General features: G+C 71.9%; 12 protein-coding genes and 1 pseudogene. 4 read left to right on the top strand and 9 right to left on the bottom strand.

Annotated elements, in window-relative coordinates; translation table 11 throughout:
- Positions 1–49 precede the first annotated feature (49 nt).
- A pseudogene (locus tag AB0K65_RS15780) lies at positions 50–361 on the bottom strand (uracil-DNA glycosylase family protein); the annotation flags it as partial.
- A 344-nt stretch (positions 362–705) separates the two neighbouring features.
- Here AB0K65_RS15780 and AB0K65_RS15775 point away from each other — a divergent pair.
- Both AB0K65_RS15775 and AB0K65_RS15770 read left to right on the top strand, forming a co-directional pair.
- Positions 706–1797 carry a ThiF family adenylyltransferase gene (locus AB0K65_RS15775; protein ID WP_365716665.1) on the top strand — a complete coding sequence of 364 codons (1092 nt, stop codon included), beginning with the start codon at positions 706–708 and terminating at the stop codon, positions 1795–1797.
- A complete protein-coding gene (locus AB0K65_RS15770) occupies positions 1794–2417 on the top strand; it encodes a GNAT family protein (protein ID WP_365716663.1) in 624 nt (207 codons plus the stop codon). The genes AB0K65_RS15775 and AB0K65_RS15770 overlap by 4 nt, the downstream gene beginning before the upstream one ends.
- 15 nt (positions 2418–2432) lie before the next feature.
- Here the strand turns inward: AB0K65_RS15770 and AB0K65_RS15765 are convergent, their stop codons facing one another.
- Positions 2433–2705: a DUF3253 domain-containing protein gene (locus AB0K65_RS15765; protein WP_365716661.1), complete on the bottom strand. Its 273-nt coding sequence runs from the start codon at positions 2703–2705 to the stop codon at positions 2433–2435.
- Between the two features lie 304 nt (positions 2706–3009).
- On the opposite strand from AB0K65_RS15765, the gene AB0K65_RS15760 reads away from it, so the two are divergent.
- Positions 3010–3660 (top strand): DUF4360 domain-containing protein, encoded by a 651-nt coding sequence (locus tag AB0K65_RS15760; RefSeq protein ID WP_365716659.1) that lies wholly within the window; start codon positions 3010–3012, stop codon positions 3658–3660.
- 73 nt (positions 3661–3733) lie between these two features.
- Here the strand turns inward: AB0K65_RS15760 and AB0K65_RS15755 are convergent, their stop codons facing one another.
- The 5 genes from AB0K65_RS15755 to AB0K65_RS15735 all read right to left on the bottom strand — a co-directional run bounded on the left by AB0K65_RS15755 (position 3734) and on the right by AB0K65_RS15735 (position 12496).
- Positions 3734–6211, bottom strand: coding sequence for a glycoside hydrolase family 3 C-terminal domain-containing protein (locus AB0K65_RS15755; RefSeq protein ID WP_365716657.1), 2478 nt, complete (start codon positions 6209–6211; stop codon positions 3734–3736).
- A 473-nt stretch (positions 6212–6684) separates the two neighbouring features.
- Positions 6685–9264 carry a family 78 glycoside hydrolase catalytic domain gene (locus tag AB0K65_RS15750; RefSeq protein ID WP_365716655.1) on the bottom strand — a complete coding sequence of 860 codons (2580 nt, stop codon included), beginning with the start codon at positions 9262–9264 and terminating at the stop codon, positions 6685–6687.
- Positions 9265–9307: 43 nt separating this feature from the next.
- Entirely contained in the window at positions 9308–10204 is an 897-nt protein-coding gene (locus AB0K65_RS15745; RefSeq protein WP_365716653.1) for a carbohydrate ABC transporter permease, read from the bottom strand.
- Between the two features lie 3 nt (positions 10205–10207).
- Positions 10208–11092, bottom strand: coding sequence for a sugar ABC transporter permease (locus AB0K65_RS15740; protein ID WP_365716651.1), 885 nt, complete (start codon positions 11090–11092; stop codon positions 10208–10210).
- Positions 11093–11182: 90 nt separating this feature from the next.
- Positions 11183–12496 (bottom strand): extracellular solute-binding protein, encoded by a 1314-nt coding sequence (locus tag AB0K65_RS15735; RefSeq protein WP_365716649.1) that lies wholly within the window; start codon positions 12494–12496, stop codon positions 11183–11185.
- Between the two features lie 236 nt (positions 12497–12732).
- Between AB0K65_RS15735 and AB0K65_RS15730 the strand changes: the two genes are divergently transcribed.
- Positions 12733–13800, top strand: a complete 1068-nt coding sequence (locus AB0K65_RS15730; RefSeq protein ID WP_365716647.1) for a LacI family DNA-binding transcriptional regulator — start codon at positions 12733–12735, stop codon at positions 13798–13800.
- Between the two features lie 505 nt (positions 13801–14305).
- Here AB0K65_RS15730 and AB0K65_RS15725 read toward each other — a convergent pair.
- Together AB0K65_RS15725 and AB0K65_RS15720 are read right to left on the bottom strand one after the other, a co-directional pair.
- Complete coding sequence (locus AB0K65_RS15725) at positions 14306–15562, bottom strand: MFS transporter (RefSeq protein ID WP_365716645.1); 1257 nt, start codon at positions 15560–15562, stop codon at positions 14306–14308.
- A gap of 228 nt (positions 15563–15790) precedes the next feature.
- Positions 15791–16705 carry a LysR family transcriptional regulator gene (locus AB0K65_RS15720; protein ID WP_365716643.1) on the bottom strand — a complete coding sequence of 305 codons (915 nt, stop codon included), beginning with the start codon at positions 16703–16705 and terminating at the stop codon, positions 15791–15793.
- Positions 16706–16770 lie beyond the last annotated feature (65 nt).

Below are 16770 nucleotides of genomic sequence, written 5' to 3'. Positions count from 1 at the left end.
AGACTCGATCACGAGCACGACGATCTCACGGACGGATCCAAGAGACAGGCCCTAGATCGTGGAGGGTCGCGAACAGCAGATCACCGGCCCGGTCTCCGGTGAACATCCGGCCCGTCCAGTTCGCGCCGTGCGCGGCGGGCGCCAGCCCCGTGATCACCATGGCGGCGTCCTCGGGCCCGAACCCGGGTACGGGCCTCCCCCAGTACCGCCAGTCCTCGAAGGAGAGACGCTTGACGCGGGCCGTCTCCTCCCGCCAGGCCACGAGACGAGGACAGGCGCGGCACCGCACCAACCGCGCGTCCAGAGCCGTCAGCGTCCGGGCGCCGGCCGCGGCCCGTCCCGGGTCATCCGTGCTCGCCATGATCGTCGTCTGCCCGTCACGGCCGGGAGGCAACCACCGGCCGACGCGGATCGTTGCCCCGGACGCCAGCCCTGCCCCGACGCCCTCTGTCGCCCGGCCGGGGGCCCGCGTCTCGTCGCCGGCCGGGGAGCGCACAGGGGCGCACTCCAGGGGGGCCAGCGCGCGCGGGCGCGGAAACTAGAAGATCATTTCGAACGTGCGCGGGGAGGTGAATCGCGCCCTTCCAAGATCGTCCGCTTGCTAGCTTCGCATCCGTGACCCCCAACTCCCCCTCTGTCGGCTACGGGTGGAACGGTCTCGGCCCCGGCCGTGCCACCGCCAGTACAGCCGAATCGTTTCGTCCTGTGCTCCTCGACCCTTCCCGGCCCGACGACGCCGAGGCCGTGAAGGCGCTCCTCGACTCCCCCGCGCTGCGCGAGGTGCACGACCGCATCGACGCCCAGCTCGAGGAGCTGGTGGGATGCCGGTTCCCCGGAGAGTCCTTCGGCCCGGCCGCACTGGAGCGCGCCGTGGCCGACGCCCGGGGCAGCCTGCCGCCCGACGCGTACGGGACCTGGGTCTGGTATCCCTGGTCCGGCCGCCTCGTGCGCGTCCTTCCCGAGGACGCCTTCCGGCAGGTGCGGACCGACCGCAACCGCGACAAGATCACCCGCGACGAGCAGCGGCATCTGTTCACCCGCCGGATCGGCGTCATCGGCCTGTCCGTCGGCAACAGCGCCGCGCTGACCTGCGCCATGGAGGGCGTCGGAGGCTCCTTCCGCCTCGCGGACTTCGACCGGCTGAGCCTGTCGAACCTCAACCGGCTGCGGGGCGGGGTGCACGAACTCGGCCTGGAGAAGACGGTCCTCTGCGCGCGCCGCATGTACGAGCTCGACCCCTACCTCGACATCGATGTCTACCGCCACGGTGTGACGGAGGAGAGCATCGACGCCTTCTTCGCCCCGCCCCGCGACGGCACGGGGGCGGCCGCCGGCCGCGGACTCGATCTGCTGGTGGAGGAGTGCGACACGCCGTGGGTCAAGGTCGCGGCCCGCGAACACGCCCGCCACCACCGGCTGCCGGTCCTCATGGACGCCAACGACCGCGGACTGCTGGACGTCGAACGCTTCGACACCGATCCCGACCGCCCCTTCTTCCACGGCCGCACCGGCGACATCCGTGCCGCCGACGTCCGCGGCCTCGAGGGCCGTGAACTCGTGGACTTCCTGCTGCGCGTCGTCGACGAGCGGAGCCTGAGCCCGGCGATGACCGACGCCCTCTCCCGCGTCGGCACGAGCCTGTCGAGCTGGCCGCAGCTGGCCAGCGGCGTGATGCTCGGCGGGGCGCTCGTCACCGACACGGCCCGCCGGATCCTGCTCGGGCGGCCGGTGCCGTCCGGGCGGTACTACATCGACCTCGAAGCCCTCATTCCCGCAGCCGACGGAGCAGCACCGTGAACCGCGTCCACCGCGACAACCGCGTCCCGGAACTGCGGGGCGACCGCCTCCGCCTGCGCGAGCTCCGGGTCGACGACCACGGCGCCTTCCGGCGCATCCTGACCCACCGGGTGCTCACGCGGTACCTCGGCATCGACCGCATGGACCCCGCACAGGCGCACGACGCCTTCGCGCAGGCACTCGCGCAGCCCTTCGCCAGGCCGCGCCGCAAGTACACCCTCGCGGTGTGCGCCCTCGACGACGACACGATGCTCGGCACGATGGGCCTGCTGGTCGAGGAGTACGGGAGCAACGCCATGCTCACGTCCCTGGTGCTGCTGCCGGGGGCGCCCGTGCGGGGCCACGGACACGAGGCCGGACGCCTGCTCATGGCGTACGGATTCGGCGTCCTCGGTCTGCACAGGATCTGGGCCGGCCACCGCACGGATCACCACCACATGCCCCCGGTGATGAGGGCGGCCGGCCTGCGGCCGGAGGCGACCCTGCGCCAGCTCTTCCGCACCCAGGGCTGCTGGCACGACGTCGACACCTACACCGCGCTCGCGCCCGAATGGAAGCGCCAGGCCTCACCCGCCGAACTCGCGATCCTCGACGGCTCGCCCTCGCTTCTGCCCACCTGACGGACCACCCGGGGGTCAGCGGACGCGGCGGATGCGGATCGGTCCGCGGGCCTTCGCCGGCTCCACGGGCCGGCCGCCCTGGGTGATCTCCACCTCTCCGGCCGTGACCAGCCGCCGCGCGGCGCGGCGCGCGGGCTCCATGAGTTCGCGCCAGCCGTCGTCATCCCCTTCGTACACCGCACGCGCGGCGTCGGAGGGGCAGATCGTCGCGGTCGGAGCGCGGCGCTCCAGCAGTTCCAGGATGGCCCGTTCCAGGCGTCGGAGCGTCTGCCGTTCGTCGTCCGTCACCCGGCCAGTGTCGCACCGGCGCCGCCGCCCACGACGACATCGGCCCCAGGCGCGGTGCGCCCGGTGCGCGAGGGGTGTGGGGGGCAGGAGGGGCGCCACCGGCTTTTACGAGCCAAAGGAGGGGGCTTTCGCGGGGCGATTGTTGGCCGGGGTCTCCCCTGCCCCGCCGCGCGCGGGCTTCTAGCATTCGACCACCCCCGCCCACATCGGCGAGGGCGGCCCGGCCAGGCATCTGTCATGTACATGATGCTTCAACCGTCGCCGGTCGCACCACCCCTTTCGTCCAGCCGTCGATGGGAGAACCATGAGAGTCCCCCTGCTGGTCAGCGGAGCGGTCACCGCTCTGTTCGCCTCCGCCCTGCCCGCTCAGGCAGGCCCGTCGTCGATCGTCGACCCGCCCCCGGACAGGATCGTCATCGACATCGCCACGGTGAACGGCTCCGGCTGCCCCCTGGGCACCGCCGCCATCGCCGTGTCCGAGGACAACACCGCCTTCACCGTCACCTACAGCGAGTACCTGGCCCAGGTGGGCGGCGGCTCCTCCCCCACGGCAGCCCGACGGAACTGTCAGCTCAACCTTCTGGTGCACGTTCCCCAGGGATTCACCTACGCGATCGCCAGCGCCGACTACCGCGGCTACGCGTCGCTGCGGCCCGGTGCGAGCAGCACCGAGAAGGCGTCGTACTACTTCCAGGGCTCGCCGAGCACCGCGTCCCGCACGCACACCTTCCGCGGACCCTACGAGGACAACTGGCAGGCCACGGACGACACCGACTGGGCGCAGCTCGTATGGGCGCCCTGCGGAGTGCAGCGGAACTTCAACATCAACACCGAGCTGCGGGTGAACGCCGGGACGTCGAACCCCGCCACCACCAGCTACATGACCATGGACTCCACCGACGGTGACATCAGCACCGTCTACCACCTCGCGTGGAAGGAGTGCCCCGAAGGGTGACACCGGGCCGCCCCGGCCGGGCTCCCCCTTCCCGGCCGGGGCTCCGCTCCCGAGCGGCACGGGTCCCCGGCGATCAGCTGATCGTGACCGCCCGCTGGGCGGTCACCGCGCGGGAGTCGCGCGCGACGGCGAGAGTGTAGAGGCCGGGGACCAGGGTCCAGCCGCCGGCGGTCCAGACCGCGAGCTCGTCGGGGGTGAGGGTGAAGGTGAGGCGCCGCGTGGCGGAGGGGGCCAGGGTGATCTTGCGGAAGGCGACGAGCCGGCGCGGTTCCGCCTGGGCGGCGCTCGGCAGGGTGGCATAGACCTGGACGACCTCGGTGCCCTCGCGACTGCCGGTGTTGGTGACGTCGACCCCGAGGGTGACCGTCCTCCCGGCCGGGTCGTAGGCGGCGGTGAGCGAGCCGTGGGCGAAGGTCGTGAAGGACAGGCCGTGCCCGAAGGGGAACCGGGGCTGTCGGCCCTTGGCGTCGTAGTAGCGGTGGCCGACCGCGATGCCCTCGTCGTAAGAGACGGCGCCGTTCTGGCCCGGGTAGGTCGCGGGGGTCGATCCGGGTCCCTGGGCGGGGTCGGCGGGGAAGGTCACCGGGAGGCGGCCGGAGGGGTCGCCGTCGCCGAAGAGGACGGCGGCGAGCGCGGTGCCCATGCCGCTGCCTCCGTACCAGGCCTGGACGACGGCTTCGACGTCGTCGAGCCAGGGCATGGCCACGGGCCCGTCGGTGTTCAGGACGACGATGGTGCGGGGGTTGGCCGCGGCGACGGCGGCGATGAGACGGTTCTGGTCCCCGGGCAGGTCGAGCCGCTCGTGGTCCATGGCCTCGCCTGCCACCCGGTTGACGAAGACGACGGCCGCGTCGGCCGCCCGCGCGTTCTGGACGGCGGCGGGGATGAGGGAGACGGGCTGCCATCCGAGGGTGAGCCCGCAGGTGCCGGGGTCGGCGCCGGCGTTCGTGTACGTCAGCTCCACGGAGACCGTCCGGCCGGCGGTCAGGTCGCAGGTGCCCTGGAGGGGATAGTCGTAGGGGCCGAGGAAGAAGCGCCGGGTGCCCCGGGATCCCGCGACGACGGCGACTCCGTCGATCTTCAGGGTGGCCGCGCCCGCGGTCAGGAGCGAGAAGCGGTGCAGACCCGTGTGTGTCGGGGTCAGGGTGCCCGACCAGGTCGCGGACCAGACGGCCGGCAGGCTGCCGGCGGGGGCGGTCGTGAAGTCCACGACGGTGTCGGTCCGGGTCATCACGGGGGTGCCGGTCGGCTCGGCGGTGGCGTAGTAGCGTCCGCGGAGACCCGCGGCTCCGTCGGCGGTGCGCAGCACGGCCGAGGGGACGGTGGTCAGCGGGATGTCGCCGGTGCTGCCCTGGGTGTGGGTCACCCTGACGGCACTGCCGGCGCGGGCCCGGATGGCCTGGAGCGGCGTGGTCCAGGTGCCGGGGTCGACGTAGGTGGAGCCGGAGACGCCGGTGAAGGCGTCGGTACCGGCGGGGCCGATGACCGCCAGCGTCCGCAGCCCGGCCGGAAGCGGCAGTGCGGAGGAGCGGTTGGCCAGCAGGACCGTGGAGGCGAGTGCGGCCTCGTGGGCGAGGGCCTTGTGCGCGGGGGTGCCGGCGTCCTGGACCGGGGAGGAGACGGGATGGTCGACGAGCCCGTTGGCGAACATGGTGACGAGGATGCGGCGGGCGGCGTCGTTCACCCGGGCGGCGGGGACGGAGCCGTCGGTGAGCGCGCCGGGGGCCAGTTTGACGCCGGCGGGGCCGAGCCCGGCGAGGTCCATGCCCGCCTTGGCGGCGGCGACCTGGTCGTCTCCGGCCCAGAAGTCGGGAACGGTGTAACCCTGGAGGCCCAGACGGCTCTTGACGTCGGCGAAGAGGGCGGGGCTCTGGGTGGCGAAGGTGCCGTTGATCTTCGGGTAGGCCATCATGACCGAGCTGGTCGGCGCGGCGGCGATCACCCGGCGGAACGGCGCCTGGTAGACCTCGTGCAGGGCCCGGTCGGACACCAGGGTGTCGGTGAAGAAGCGGTTCACCTCCTGGGTGTAGGCGGCGAAGTGCTTGACGGTGGCGGTGACCCGGCGGCTCTGGATGCCGGTGGTGAGGGCCGCTCCGAGGCGGCCGGCGAGCAGCGGGTCCTCCCCCATGGTCTCGGCCTGGCGGCCGAAGTGCCAGGTGCGGGCCAGGTCGACGGTGGGGCCGAGGAGGCTGTTGTAGCCCTTGGCACGTCCTTCGGTGCCCAGCGCGACACCGATGCGCCGTGCCAGGTCCTCGTCGAACGTCGCGGCCTGGGCGAGGGGGACCGGGAAGGCGGTGACGCCCTGCTCGCCGCGCAGGCCGGCGGAGGCGTCGACCATGGTCAGGGCCGGGATGCCGAGGTGGGCGACGGCGGCGAAGTCGCACCGGATGAGGGCCTCCTTCTCGGCGGCGGTCATCCGGGCGAGGAGGGCGTCGGCCCGCTCGAAGGCGCGGGGGTCGGTCGCGGCGATCGCCGGGGCGGTGGCCGCGGGGGCCATGCTGACGGCGAGAGCGGTGGCGATGGCGGAGGACAGGAAGGATCGTCGGTTCACAGCGGCTCTCCGGACGCGGGAAAGGGCGGGGCGGGCCCGCCGAAGTCGGGTGCGAAACTGGGATGTCCGGCGGCGAGGGCACGGGCCGGCGCGTTCTTGCGCGTTCTGTCCTCGAGGGTTTTCCGCGTCCCGCGGTGTCCCGCTCCAAGGACTCTTCGTGCGCTTCGAGGTGAAGCGCCTCACACGAATCGGAAAGCTATGTTCATCACCGCTTCCGGTCAACCCTCCCGACATCGGAAATTGATCAGAGCTGCTTTGACCTGCACAATCGAACAATTCCGCGGCACCGAGAAAGGAGAATGAGGCAAGCCGACCGCGTGAGGCCCCGATCGCTATACAGATATTCGATGACCGCTATCGGGCATACGAATAGAGAACCGCCCACTCTCCCTCGGGCGCGGAAATACCCGGCAGGAAGGGTCGCTTCATGCCGGGCATTTCCGCGCAGAGGCGCTCCCTCTCGCGAGATGCGCTCAGTCGCGCGCGTCCGGGCCGAGTGTGTGCGTTCCGGGGCCGAGCCTGACGGGTGCGAGGCCGGGGAGCTCGGCGACGGCGGTGCAGCCCGGGGGCACGGTGAGGCGGGCCCGTACGCCGGCGGGGGTCGTCTCCCAGGAGACCGAGGCGGTTCCGTGGGGCGTCTCGTGGCGGGTGCGCGCCCAGGTGATGCCGCCTCCGGGCCTGGGCCGGAAACGGAGTGTCCGGGCGCCGGGCCCCGTGCTGTCGAGGCCGCCGACGACCCTGTGGAGCCAGTCGGCGACGGCGCCGAGGGCGTAGTGGTTGAAGGAGGTCATGCCGCCGGGGTTGAGTGTTCCGTCGGGGCGGAGGCTGTCCCAGCGCTCCCACACGGTGGTGGCGCCCATGGTCACCGGGTAGAGCCAGGAGGGGCATTCGGTCTGCAGCAGCAGGCGGTAGGCGAGGTCGAGGTGACCGGTGTCGGTGAGGGCGTCGCAGACGAGGGGTGTGCCCACGAAGCCCGTGGCGATGCGTGCGTCGTCCTGGAGGACGAGTTCCGCCAGGCGGTCACCCGCGGTCCGCCGCTGCGAGGCGTCGAGCAGGTCGAAGCCGATCGCGAGGGCGTAGGCGGTGGGGCTGTCACTGGACATGCGGCCCGGGCCGAGGACGTATCGGGACCGGAAGGCCGCCGTGACCTCGTCGGCGAGTGTCCCGTACCGAAGGGCGTCCGTGGTGCGGTCCAGGGCGCGGGCGGAGTGGGCGAGGTGACGGGCGGAGTGGGCGAAGTAGGCGGTGGCGACGAGGTAGCGGTCGGTGCGGCCGCCCGCGGGGTCGTCCGGCGGGGCGGCCGGGTCGAGCCAGTCGCCGAGCTGGAAGCCGGTGTCCCAGAGACGGTCGGGGCCGGCCAGTGTCTCGACCAGATCGACCCACGCCCGGGCCATGGGGTAGTGGCGGCGCAGGAGTTCGAGGTCGCCGTAGCGCCGGTAGAGCACCCAGGGGGTGAGGGTGGCGACGTCTCCCCAGGCGGCGCCCGGCTGGATGGGCGTCCACATCGGTTCGCCGGGGATGACGGGCACGTACCAGGGGATGGTGCCGTCGGGCAGCTGCTCGAGGCCGACGTCGGTGAGCCAGGAGTCGAGCATGCCGGCGCAGTCGTAGAGGAAGCTCGCGGTGGGGGCGAAGACCTGGATGTCACCGGTCCAGCCCAGCCGTTCGTCCCGCTGGGGGCAGTCGGTGGGGATGTCGACGAAGTTCCCGCGCATGCTCCACACGACGTTCTCGTGGAGTCGGTTGACCATCGGGTCGCTGCACTCGAACCAGCCGGTGCGGCGCATGTCCGTGTGGTGGACGCGCGCGGTCACGGCGTCCTCGGGGAGGTCGCCCGGCCAGCCGGTGATCTCCGCGTAGCGGAAGCCGTGCAGGGTGAAGCGGGGCTCCCAGGTGTACGGCCCGCCGCCGGGCAGGACGAGGGTGTCGGTGGAACGGGCCTCGCGCAGGGGCCGGGTGGCCAGTTCTCCGTCCTGGAGGACCTCCGCGTGCCGGAGGGTGAGGGTGGTGCCGGCGGGGCCGTCGGCGGTGATGCGGAGCCTGCCCACCAGGTTCTGCCCGAAGTCGAGCAGATACCGGCCGTCGGCCGTGCGGCTGATCGCGGCCGGGGGGACCTCCTGGGTGCATCTGACCGGGGGGCCGTCGGGGGCGGTGAGGGTCGCGGGGTCCCGCTTCCCGGCGCGTACGGGAGTCCAGTCGCCGGACCGGGCCGCCGGGGTGGACCACCGGGGGTCGTCGAGGCGGGCGTCGAAGGTCTCCCCCTCGTACAGGCCGCTCGTCAGGACGGGGCTCGGGGCCGCCTGCCAGGTGAGGTCGGTGGCGACCACGCTGGTGGTGCCGTCCTCGTAGGTCACCTCCAGCTGGGCGATGAGCGACTGGTCGCTGCCGTAGATGTCGCGGGTGCCGCCGTCGAAGCCGTACCTGCCGCGGTACCAGCCGTCCCCGAGCCAGGCGCCGATGGTGTTGGCGCCGTCGGTGAGGAGGGAGGTGACGTCGTGGGTGCGGTAGCGCAGGCGGTGGGGGTAGACGGTCCATCCCGGCGCCAGTGCCTCGTCGCCGACGCGGGTGCCGTTGATCTCCGCCTCGTACAGGCCGTGGGCGGTGATGTAGAGGCGGGCTCGGGCGACGGGCCGGTCGGTCCGGAAGTCCTTGCGGACGCGGGCCGGACGGCGCTCGGCGGCCGGGCCCTCGTCCCAGGCGGCGCCGACGGGGACGGCGATCCAGTCCTCCGGACGCAGCAGGCCGGCCTCGACGGCGCTGGGGGCGCTCCAGGGCGACGCTTCGGCGCTGCCGGAGGACCAGGTCCGGACGCGGACGACGGCACGCTCGCGGGAGGCGAGCGGTTCCCCGGGCCAGGGGACCAAGAGGTGCTCGGCCCCGGTGACGCGGCCGGTCCGCCACGGGCGGCCGCCGCGGTCGAGCTCGACCTCGTACGCTTCCTGGGCGCCGGAGCCCGGCGCCGGGGTCCAGGACAGGCGGGGGGCGGCGGTGCCGATGCCGAGGCCGTCCGGGAGGTGCTCGAAGCGCACCGGGGAGGGCTGGAGGGACTGCAAGGGAGGGACCTTTCGTGTGCTCGGGAGGAGGGCGGATCGCCGGTCAGCCCTTGACCGCTCCCGACGTGAGGCCCTTCATGACCTTCTGGTTGAGGAAGAGGTAGATCACGAGAGTGCCGAAGACGTTGATGCAGACGGCCGCGAACAGCGGCCCGTACCGGGTGGCGCCGAAGTCGCCGGTGAAGTTGAGCAGGCCGACCTGGATGGTGCGCAGGTCCTGGCTGTTGGTGAAGGTCAGGGCGATGAGCAGGTCGTTCCAGATGAAGAAGAACTGCACCAGGCCGACGGTGAGCAGCGCGTTGCGGACCACGGGCAGGCTGATCGTCCAGAAGGCCCGCAGGATGCCGGCGCCGTCGAGCGTGGCGGCTTCGAAGAGCTCCCGGGGCACGGTCCTGTAGTAGGTGGCCATCATGAAGACGGTCAGCGGGAGTCCGGTTCCGGCGTAGGTGAGGATCAGCGGCCACAGGGTGCCGGAGAGGCCGGTGCGGAAGTAGACGGTGAACAGCGGCAGCAGGATCATCTGCGGGGGGACCATCATGCCCGCGAGGAAGACCAGCAGGGTGAGGCTGCGCCCCTTCCACACCATGACCTGCAGGGCGAAGCCCGCCGCGGTACCGAGCAGCAGGATCAGCGCCAGGGCGGGGACGACGGCCAGGAGGCTGTTCTCGACGTAGAGGCCGATGTTCCCGGTGGTCCATGCCTCGGTGTAGTTGCCCCACTCCCAGGTGGTGGGAAGGCTCCAGGTGGAGTTGTTCAGGTAGTCGCTGTTGGACTTCAGCGAGGTCAGGAACATCCAGACCAGCGGGTAGATCTCGATGATCAGCAAGAGGCCGACGGCGATCCTGACCCAGAGGCGGCTGCCCGTCGCGCGGGCGGGGCGGGGCCTGGCGTCGGTGCGCCGGTGCGTCGCGGAGGTCTCGAGGGGGGTGTCGATGGCCATCTGTCAGCCCTCCGTGAGGTCGCGCCGTGAGACGCGGTAGACCGCCAGGCTCACCAGCAGGCACACGACGGTCAGGAGCAGCGCGATGGTGCTGCCGTAGCCGTACTCGCTGTAGGTGAACGACGTCTGGAACATGTACAGGGTGAGTGGTGTGGTGCCGTTGCCGGGGCCGCCGTTGGTGAGGGCGACGACGGAGTCGAAGACCTTCAGGGTGCCGTTGATGCTGAAGATGAGGGACGACATGAGCACCGGCAGGGACAGCGGCAGCACGACGTGGCGGATGAGGCGGAGGCCGGAGGCACCGTCGAGGCGGGCCGATTCGAGGAGTTCGTCGGGGATGTCGACGAGGCCGGCGAAGAGGAGGACGGCGTAGAAGCCCATGGAGCGCCAGATGTCCATGACGATCAGGACCCAGAAGGCGCTGCCGGCGCTGCCGAAGAAGTCGACGGAGTCCAGGCCGACGGCGTTCAGGAGGGAGTTGACCGGGCCGGTCTGCGGTGCGACCTGGAAGAACTTCTGGAAGAGCAGGCCCACGGCGACGGTGGGCAGCACGACCGGGAAGAAGACCAGGGTGCGGATGAGCGCCGAGGCCTTCTTGAGGAAGAAGACGTAGAGCAGGGCCAGGAGGTAGCCGGCGACGACCTGGCCGGCGGTGACGACGACCGCGTACTTCAGGGTGAACCAGAGGGCGTCGTGGACGGCCTGGTCGGAGAGGAGACGGGTGACGTTGGCGAATCCGTTGCCGGTGAAGCCGTCGATGGAGTTGCCCTGGGTGAAGGAGTACCCGAGCGACCACACCATGGGGACGAGCATGATCAGTGTGTAGACGAGAAGTGCGGGACCGAGGAGGATCGCGATCGCCCTGCGGTCACCGAGTACGCGGTGCATCAGTGGTGTCCACTTCGTTGCGGGTGAAGAGGCCGGCCGGGTGGGAGCGGGCGGCCCGCAGAATGGTGACGGGCCGCCCGTCCCGAGGGATCACCGGCCGAGCGCTTCCTGGACGGTCTCCATGAACTTCTGCGGACTGATGCTGCCGCTGACGAGTCCGGCCGCGTTGGTCTGGCTGAGCGTCGTCGCCTTGGTGCCGAACAGGGCCTCGAACCACAGGACGTTGTGCTGGGAGGTGCTGATGGTCTTGCGGACGGTGCTCGTGACCTCGTTGGCGTCCTTGACCGGGGTGTTGACCTTGAAGCCCGAGATGGAGCCGTGGTCCTTCAGTGCGGTGCTGCCGTAGTTCTCGGCGACGCACGACACCCAGGCGCCGGTCTTCTTGTCGAAGCCCTTCGCGCTGAGGGTGATGGCCAGTCCGACGTTGGAGGGGTACTGGTCGACGGATCCGGCACCGCCCGTGACGGCGGGGAACGGCATGAAGCCGACGTTCTCGGCGCCGACCTTGTTCTGCTGGGGGTCGGCGATGTTCGCCAGGGCCCAGCTGCCCATGTAGAACATGGCGGCCTTGCCCGTCAGGAACCGGTTCATCGCGGTGTCGTAGTCGATGGAGCCGACGCCCTGGCCGAAGTACCCCTTCCTGCCGAGCGCGGCGATCTCCTCCGCCGCCTTGACGTAGGCGGGGTCGGTCAGCTTCGCCGTCCCGTCCTCTACCTTCTCCAGGGCGGTGGGGCCGAGGCTCCGGTACAGGTACCCGCTGACGAGTCTGGTCAGCGGCCAGCCCTGCTGGCCGGAGGCGGCGAAGGGCTGGACCCCCTTCGCGTCGAGCCTCTCGGACGCCGCCAGCAGTTCGTCCCAGGTCCCGGGGACCTGGACTCCGTTGTCCTTGAAGATCTTCTTGTTGTAGAAGATCCCCTCGATGTTGTACTCGTACGGCAGCACCTGGAGCTTGCCGCCGTAGAGCGCCTTGATCGTGGAGACGGCCGCGGGCTCGAGCTGCTCGTACACACCGAGACGCTGGAGCTCCAGCGTGAGGTCGGCGACCCTTCCGGACTTGTCCAGCTGCTTGGTGAGGGCCGGCGCGTTGCCCGCCGCGAACTGCGTGGGGAGCGCGTCCTGGCCGGCGAGGAGCTGGAGCTTCTGGTCCAGGCCGGCCTGGGGGACGGTCTCCACCTTCAGCGGCCGGGCCTCGTTCTCGGCCTTGCACGGGCCCTTCGACAGGGCGGTCAGGGCCGTTCTGGTGGTGGTGTTCTCGGTGACGCTCAAGTACGTGAAGTTCTCGGACGCCGCGGAGGTGCCGCCACCGCCGCCACCGCAGGCGGTGGCGAGAACGGCCAGGGACATGACGCCGGCCGAGAGGAGGACCGGGCGGGTACGGCGGGCACGGATCATGCGGTGGGGCACGGGTGACTCCCAGGGATCGTGAGAGAGGAGAGGGGCGCCGGGCGGGCGCCGGGGCGGCGGGACGCTGGGGCCGCGAATAACTCGGAGCGATGTAGAACGTTCTCCATCCGAGATGGGCAACACCATGACCCCTGGCCTCTGGCATAGTCAAGACACAGACGCGTAACATCGTCGTCGCCTGGCCGATGAGCGGATGTCATCCAGGCTCGTATCGTGTAGACCGTTGCACCACACGCATGGAGATCGGGGTTCTCATGGCCGCGGACAGCTCGCCCGGGCGCGACAAGCGGGTGACGATCACCGACGTCGCCCGCCATGCCGGCGTCTCCACCGCCGCCGTCTCCAAGGTCATGCGCAACGCGTACGGCGTGAGCCCTGCCATGCAGGAACGGGTCCGGGCGTCGATGGCGGAACTGGGCTACCGCCCGCACGCGGCCGCCCGGGGCATGCGCGGGCGGACGTACACCATCGGCGTCCTGCTCGACAACGTCCGCAACGCCTTCTTCGCCGACATCCTCGACGGCATCCGCGAGGAGTTGCGGGACAGCGAGTACACGGTGCTGATCGGGGCGGCCGGGTTCGACGCGGAGGAGCAGTCCCGGACGATCCGGGCGCTGGTGGACCGTCAGATGGACGGCCTGATCCTCATCGCCCCGGGGGCACCGCGCGCCGAGGTGCTCGCCACGGCGGCGTCGACGCCCACCGTGGTCATCGGACACCACGACGGCTCCGACGTCCACGACTCGGTCGTGGACGCCGACGACCTCGGGGCCGGCCTGGTGGTGGACCATCTGGTCGCCCTCGGGCACCGGGACATCGCCCTGGTCTCGGCGGCGGGCACCAGAACGGGCCGCTGGCAGCGCACCCCCGAGATCGCACTGACCGACGGCTACCGGCAGGCGATGGAACGCCACGGCCTCGCCGACCGCGCGCGTGTCCACCACGCCGCCTATTCCGACGACGGCGGTCACGCGGCGGGCATGGCGCTCCTGAGCGGCGACGACAGGCCGACGGCCGTCATGGCCGGCGCCGACGTGGCGGCGCTGGGCCTCTACCGCGCCGCCCACGAGCTGGGGCTCTCGATTCCCGGTGATGTCTCCCTCGTCGGCTACAACGACACGGCGCTCGCCGCGCTCGCACCCGTCCAGCTCACCAGCGTCGACCAGGCGGGGCACACCATGGGGTCGTCCGCGGCCCGGATGCTCGTCGAACGGGTGGAAGGCCGCCGCGACCGGGCGATGCGCACCACGATGACCCCGCGCCTGGTGGTCCGGCGCAGCACGGCGGCACCTCGGGCCCGGTAGGACTCGCACCGCTGAAGGGCGGTCAGGACGGCGCTGCGGAAGGCGAGGTCCGGCCGCGGCCTGGCGCACGCGCAGGTACGGCGGAGGGCAGGGCACGGCGACGGCCTGCGGGCAGCGCGGGTGCCGTCCGGTGACGGCCTGCCACCCGCGCGGGGGACGCGGAAGGCGGGGCACGGCGACGGCCTGTGGCCGGCACGGGCGCCGTACGGCCACGGCCTGACAGCGCGAATGCCGCGGAGAACAGGCCACAACCTCGGCCTGGCGCACGCGCGGGTGCCGGTCGACGGGCCGGGCGGCGACGGGCCTGGCCGGAGGGGCGCCACCCCGGCACCGGCACGGGCGTCCGCTCCGGGCACGGCTGTGGGCCGTGCGCTCGGTGAGCGCACGGCCCGGGAAACAGCTCGCGTCCCTGCTCATGGCGAGCCGGCGCCCCGTCCGTTCGGGCCACGCCGACGAGCGGCGACGGTGACCCGGCGTGCGGTGGGCCCTCGCCCCGGAAGCCGGGTCACCGCCCCTCGCCCGTGGGCAGGGCCGCGGCCACGCGGGCGCGGCGGCCCGGGAGCAGCAGCAGGGCGGCCACGGCGGCGGTACCCGCTCCGAGTACGGCGACGGCCGCGGCGAGGCTGCCCGCCGGGCCCTTCGTTCCCAGGAGGACGAGAGGGCAGAGGAACTCCCCGAGGAAGAAGGCGGCCGTCCACAGGCCCATTCCGCGTCCCCGGTCGGCGAACTCGAGCCGGGACATCGCCCGGGTGACCAGGGACGGCAGCAGCAGACCCGTGCCGACGCAGTTGACGACGGCTCCCGCGATCAGGAGGGGGAGGCTGTCGGCGATGCCCATCAGCAGGAAGCCGGCCGCGCACACGGCGAAGAGGACGGGCAGCCGGTGGCGCCTGCGCGGGGAGAGCCGCGTGAAGACGACGGACCCGAGCACGGTGGCGGCGCTGGCGACGGCGGTGACGGCGCCGATGGCTCCGGTGGAGACGACGCCCTGCTCGTCGAGGAGGTAGGCCATCTCGACGGGCACCGTGTAGAAGACCACGGCGCCGAAGACGGTGAGCAGGCAGATCCCGGCCATCCGCCGTACGGGGAAGGGACGTCTCGCGGTCTGCGCGGCCCGCGTGTCCACCGGGTCCGTGTCGCCGACCGCCACCGTGGGGACGGGTGCCGGCAGGACGCGCGCCATGACGGGGGCGATCAGCAGGCCGACGGCGTAGAGCCAGAAGGGGGCGCGCCAGTCGGCCGCCCCGAGGACGCCGCCGAGGACGAAGAAGGCCGTGGCCGAGGCCGAGGCGCACATGGTCTGCAGGGCGACGTACCTGTCGCGGAGCTCCCCGCTGTAGTAGTCGCCGATGAGGGTGGTGCAGGCCGTCATGATGGCGGCCTCGGTGATGCCGACCAGGATCCGGCTGACGAGGATCGCGTGCAGGGAGTCCAGGAACAGCGGCGCGGTGCCGAAGACCGCGTAGAGGAGCGTGGCGACGACGAGCAGGCGCTTGCGGCCGAGCCGGTCCACGATGACGCCGGCGAAGGGGGCCAGCAGGGCGAGCGCCAGCGCAGGGACCGTGAGGACCACCGGGACCAGGGCCGCGCTCCCCGGAACGGCCGCGAAGTGGTCCTGCATGCGGGGCAGGACGGGTGCGAGGAGCACCGCCCCGAGGACGGGCAGGCAGCTGCCTGCCATGAGCACGAGCGCCGGAAGTCGTCCGGCGGGGGCCGCGGGGGTGTCGTGGGCGCGGGAGGGTGGGGCGACGGACGCGGGCATGGCGGCACTCCAGAGCGCTGAGAAGGGCGGGGAACAGCGCCCACTGGACGGCACGTGCCTGCTGCGGGGTGACGTCGGCGCCAGGGGCGAAGGTGCCCTCGACTATGCGTTCCGGCGGACGCGCTGCCCACCCCTCGCGCCATCGGTTGTCGCTATCTCCTCGATCCACCGGACGGATACCCGCGGATGCGCCGCCCGAGGGCGGCGCGGGCGGTGCGGGGCCGCCCCTCAGACGTCCGCGTCGGCCAGCCGCCTCCCGACCCTCGCGGCGATCTCCCGGAGCCAGATGTGGGCCGCGTCGTGGGTGTGGACCGGGTGCCACCACAGCGCCTCGCGCAGCGGGACGGCTTCGTAGGGCGGCTCCATCACGCGTACGGCGTGCAGCGGGGCCATCAGGCGGGCCAGCCGGGCCTGGACCAGCGCGATGCGCCGGGTGCCGGCGACGAGCGCGGGCAGGGCGTGGAAGCTGTCGACGGAGACCTCCACGCGGGGTTCGATGCCGAGCATGCCCAGCTGCCGCACGGCCGGGGCGTCGTAGGTGCGCTGGTAGGTGACCCAGGGCAGCCTGGCCAGGTCCTGCCTGGTCAGCCGGTCGTCGATGCTGGGGTGGTCGTCGGCCACGACGAAGACCCACCGGTCGTCGTAGAGGTCGGTGGCGGGGAAGTCGCTGATGACCCCGTGGGGCATCAGCAGGCCGTCGGTGGCGCTCAGGAGGCTGGCCGTGTCATCGACGACGGTGATGGGTGTGCGGGTGAAGCGCAGCCGGATGCCCGGAGCCTCGTCGTGGACGGCGCGGGCCAGTTCGACCCCGAAGACGTCGACCGCGTAGTCGGAGGCGACGAGACGGAACTCCCGGCTCTCCTTGGCCGGGTCGAAGGCGGCCTGGCTGGCGAAGAGCCGGTCGAGCACGTCGTAGGCGGTGGCCGTGCGGTCCAGGAGCACCTGTCCGAGGGCGGTGAGCTCGTAGTGCCCGCCGACGCGGGAGAGGAGTTCGTCGCCGAAGTGCCGCCGCAGACGGCCCAGCGCGGCGCTCATGGCGGGCTGGCTGAGCCCTACCCGCTGCCCCGCCTTCGTGACGTTGCGTTCCTCGAGCAGGGCGCGCAGGGCGACGACGAGGTTGAGGTCGAGACGGGCCAGGTTCACAGGGTTTCCTTCGGGTGCGGGCGCCGACCAGAGAGTATCGAGCCAGTGTATGGATCGCATCCACA

This window comes from Streptomyces sp. NPDC053755 (assembly GCF_040677675.1).
Lineage (GTDB): Bacteria > Actinomycetota > Actinomycetes > Streptomycetales > Streptomycetaceae > Streptomyces.
Note: the sequence above shows the minus strand (reverse complement) of the source record. Positions and strands in the feature narration are given on the sequence as shown.

Bases quoted from the DNA above. Each gene is read 5' to 3' on its own strand.
- AB0K65_RS15760 (WP_365716659.1), top strand. From the start codon at position 3,010: ATGAGAGTCCCCCTGCTGGTCAGCGGAGCGGTCACCGCTCTGTTCGCC.
- AB0K65_RS15745 (WP_365716653.1), bottom strand. From the start codon at position 10,204: ATGGCCATCGACACCCCCCTCGAGACCTCCGCGACGCACCGGCGCACC.
- AB0K65_RS15740 (WP_365716651.1), bottom strand. From the start codon at position 11,092: ATGCACCGCGTACTCGGTGACCGCAGGGCGATCGCGATCCTCCTCGGT.
- AB0K65_RS15730 (WP_365716647.1), top strand. From the start codon at position 12,733: ATGGAGATCGGGGTTCTCATGGCCGCGGACAGCTCGCCCGGGCGCGAC.
- AB0K65_RS15725 (WP_365716645.1), bottom strand. From the start codon at position 15,562: ATGCCCGCGTCCGTCGCCCCACCCTCCCGCGCCCACGACACCCCCGCG.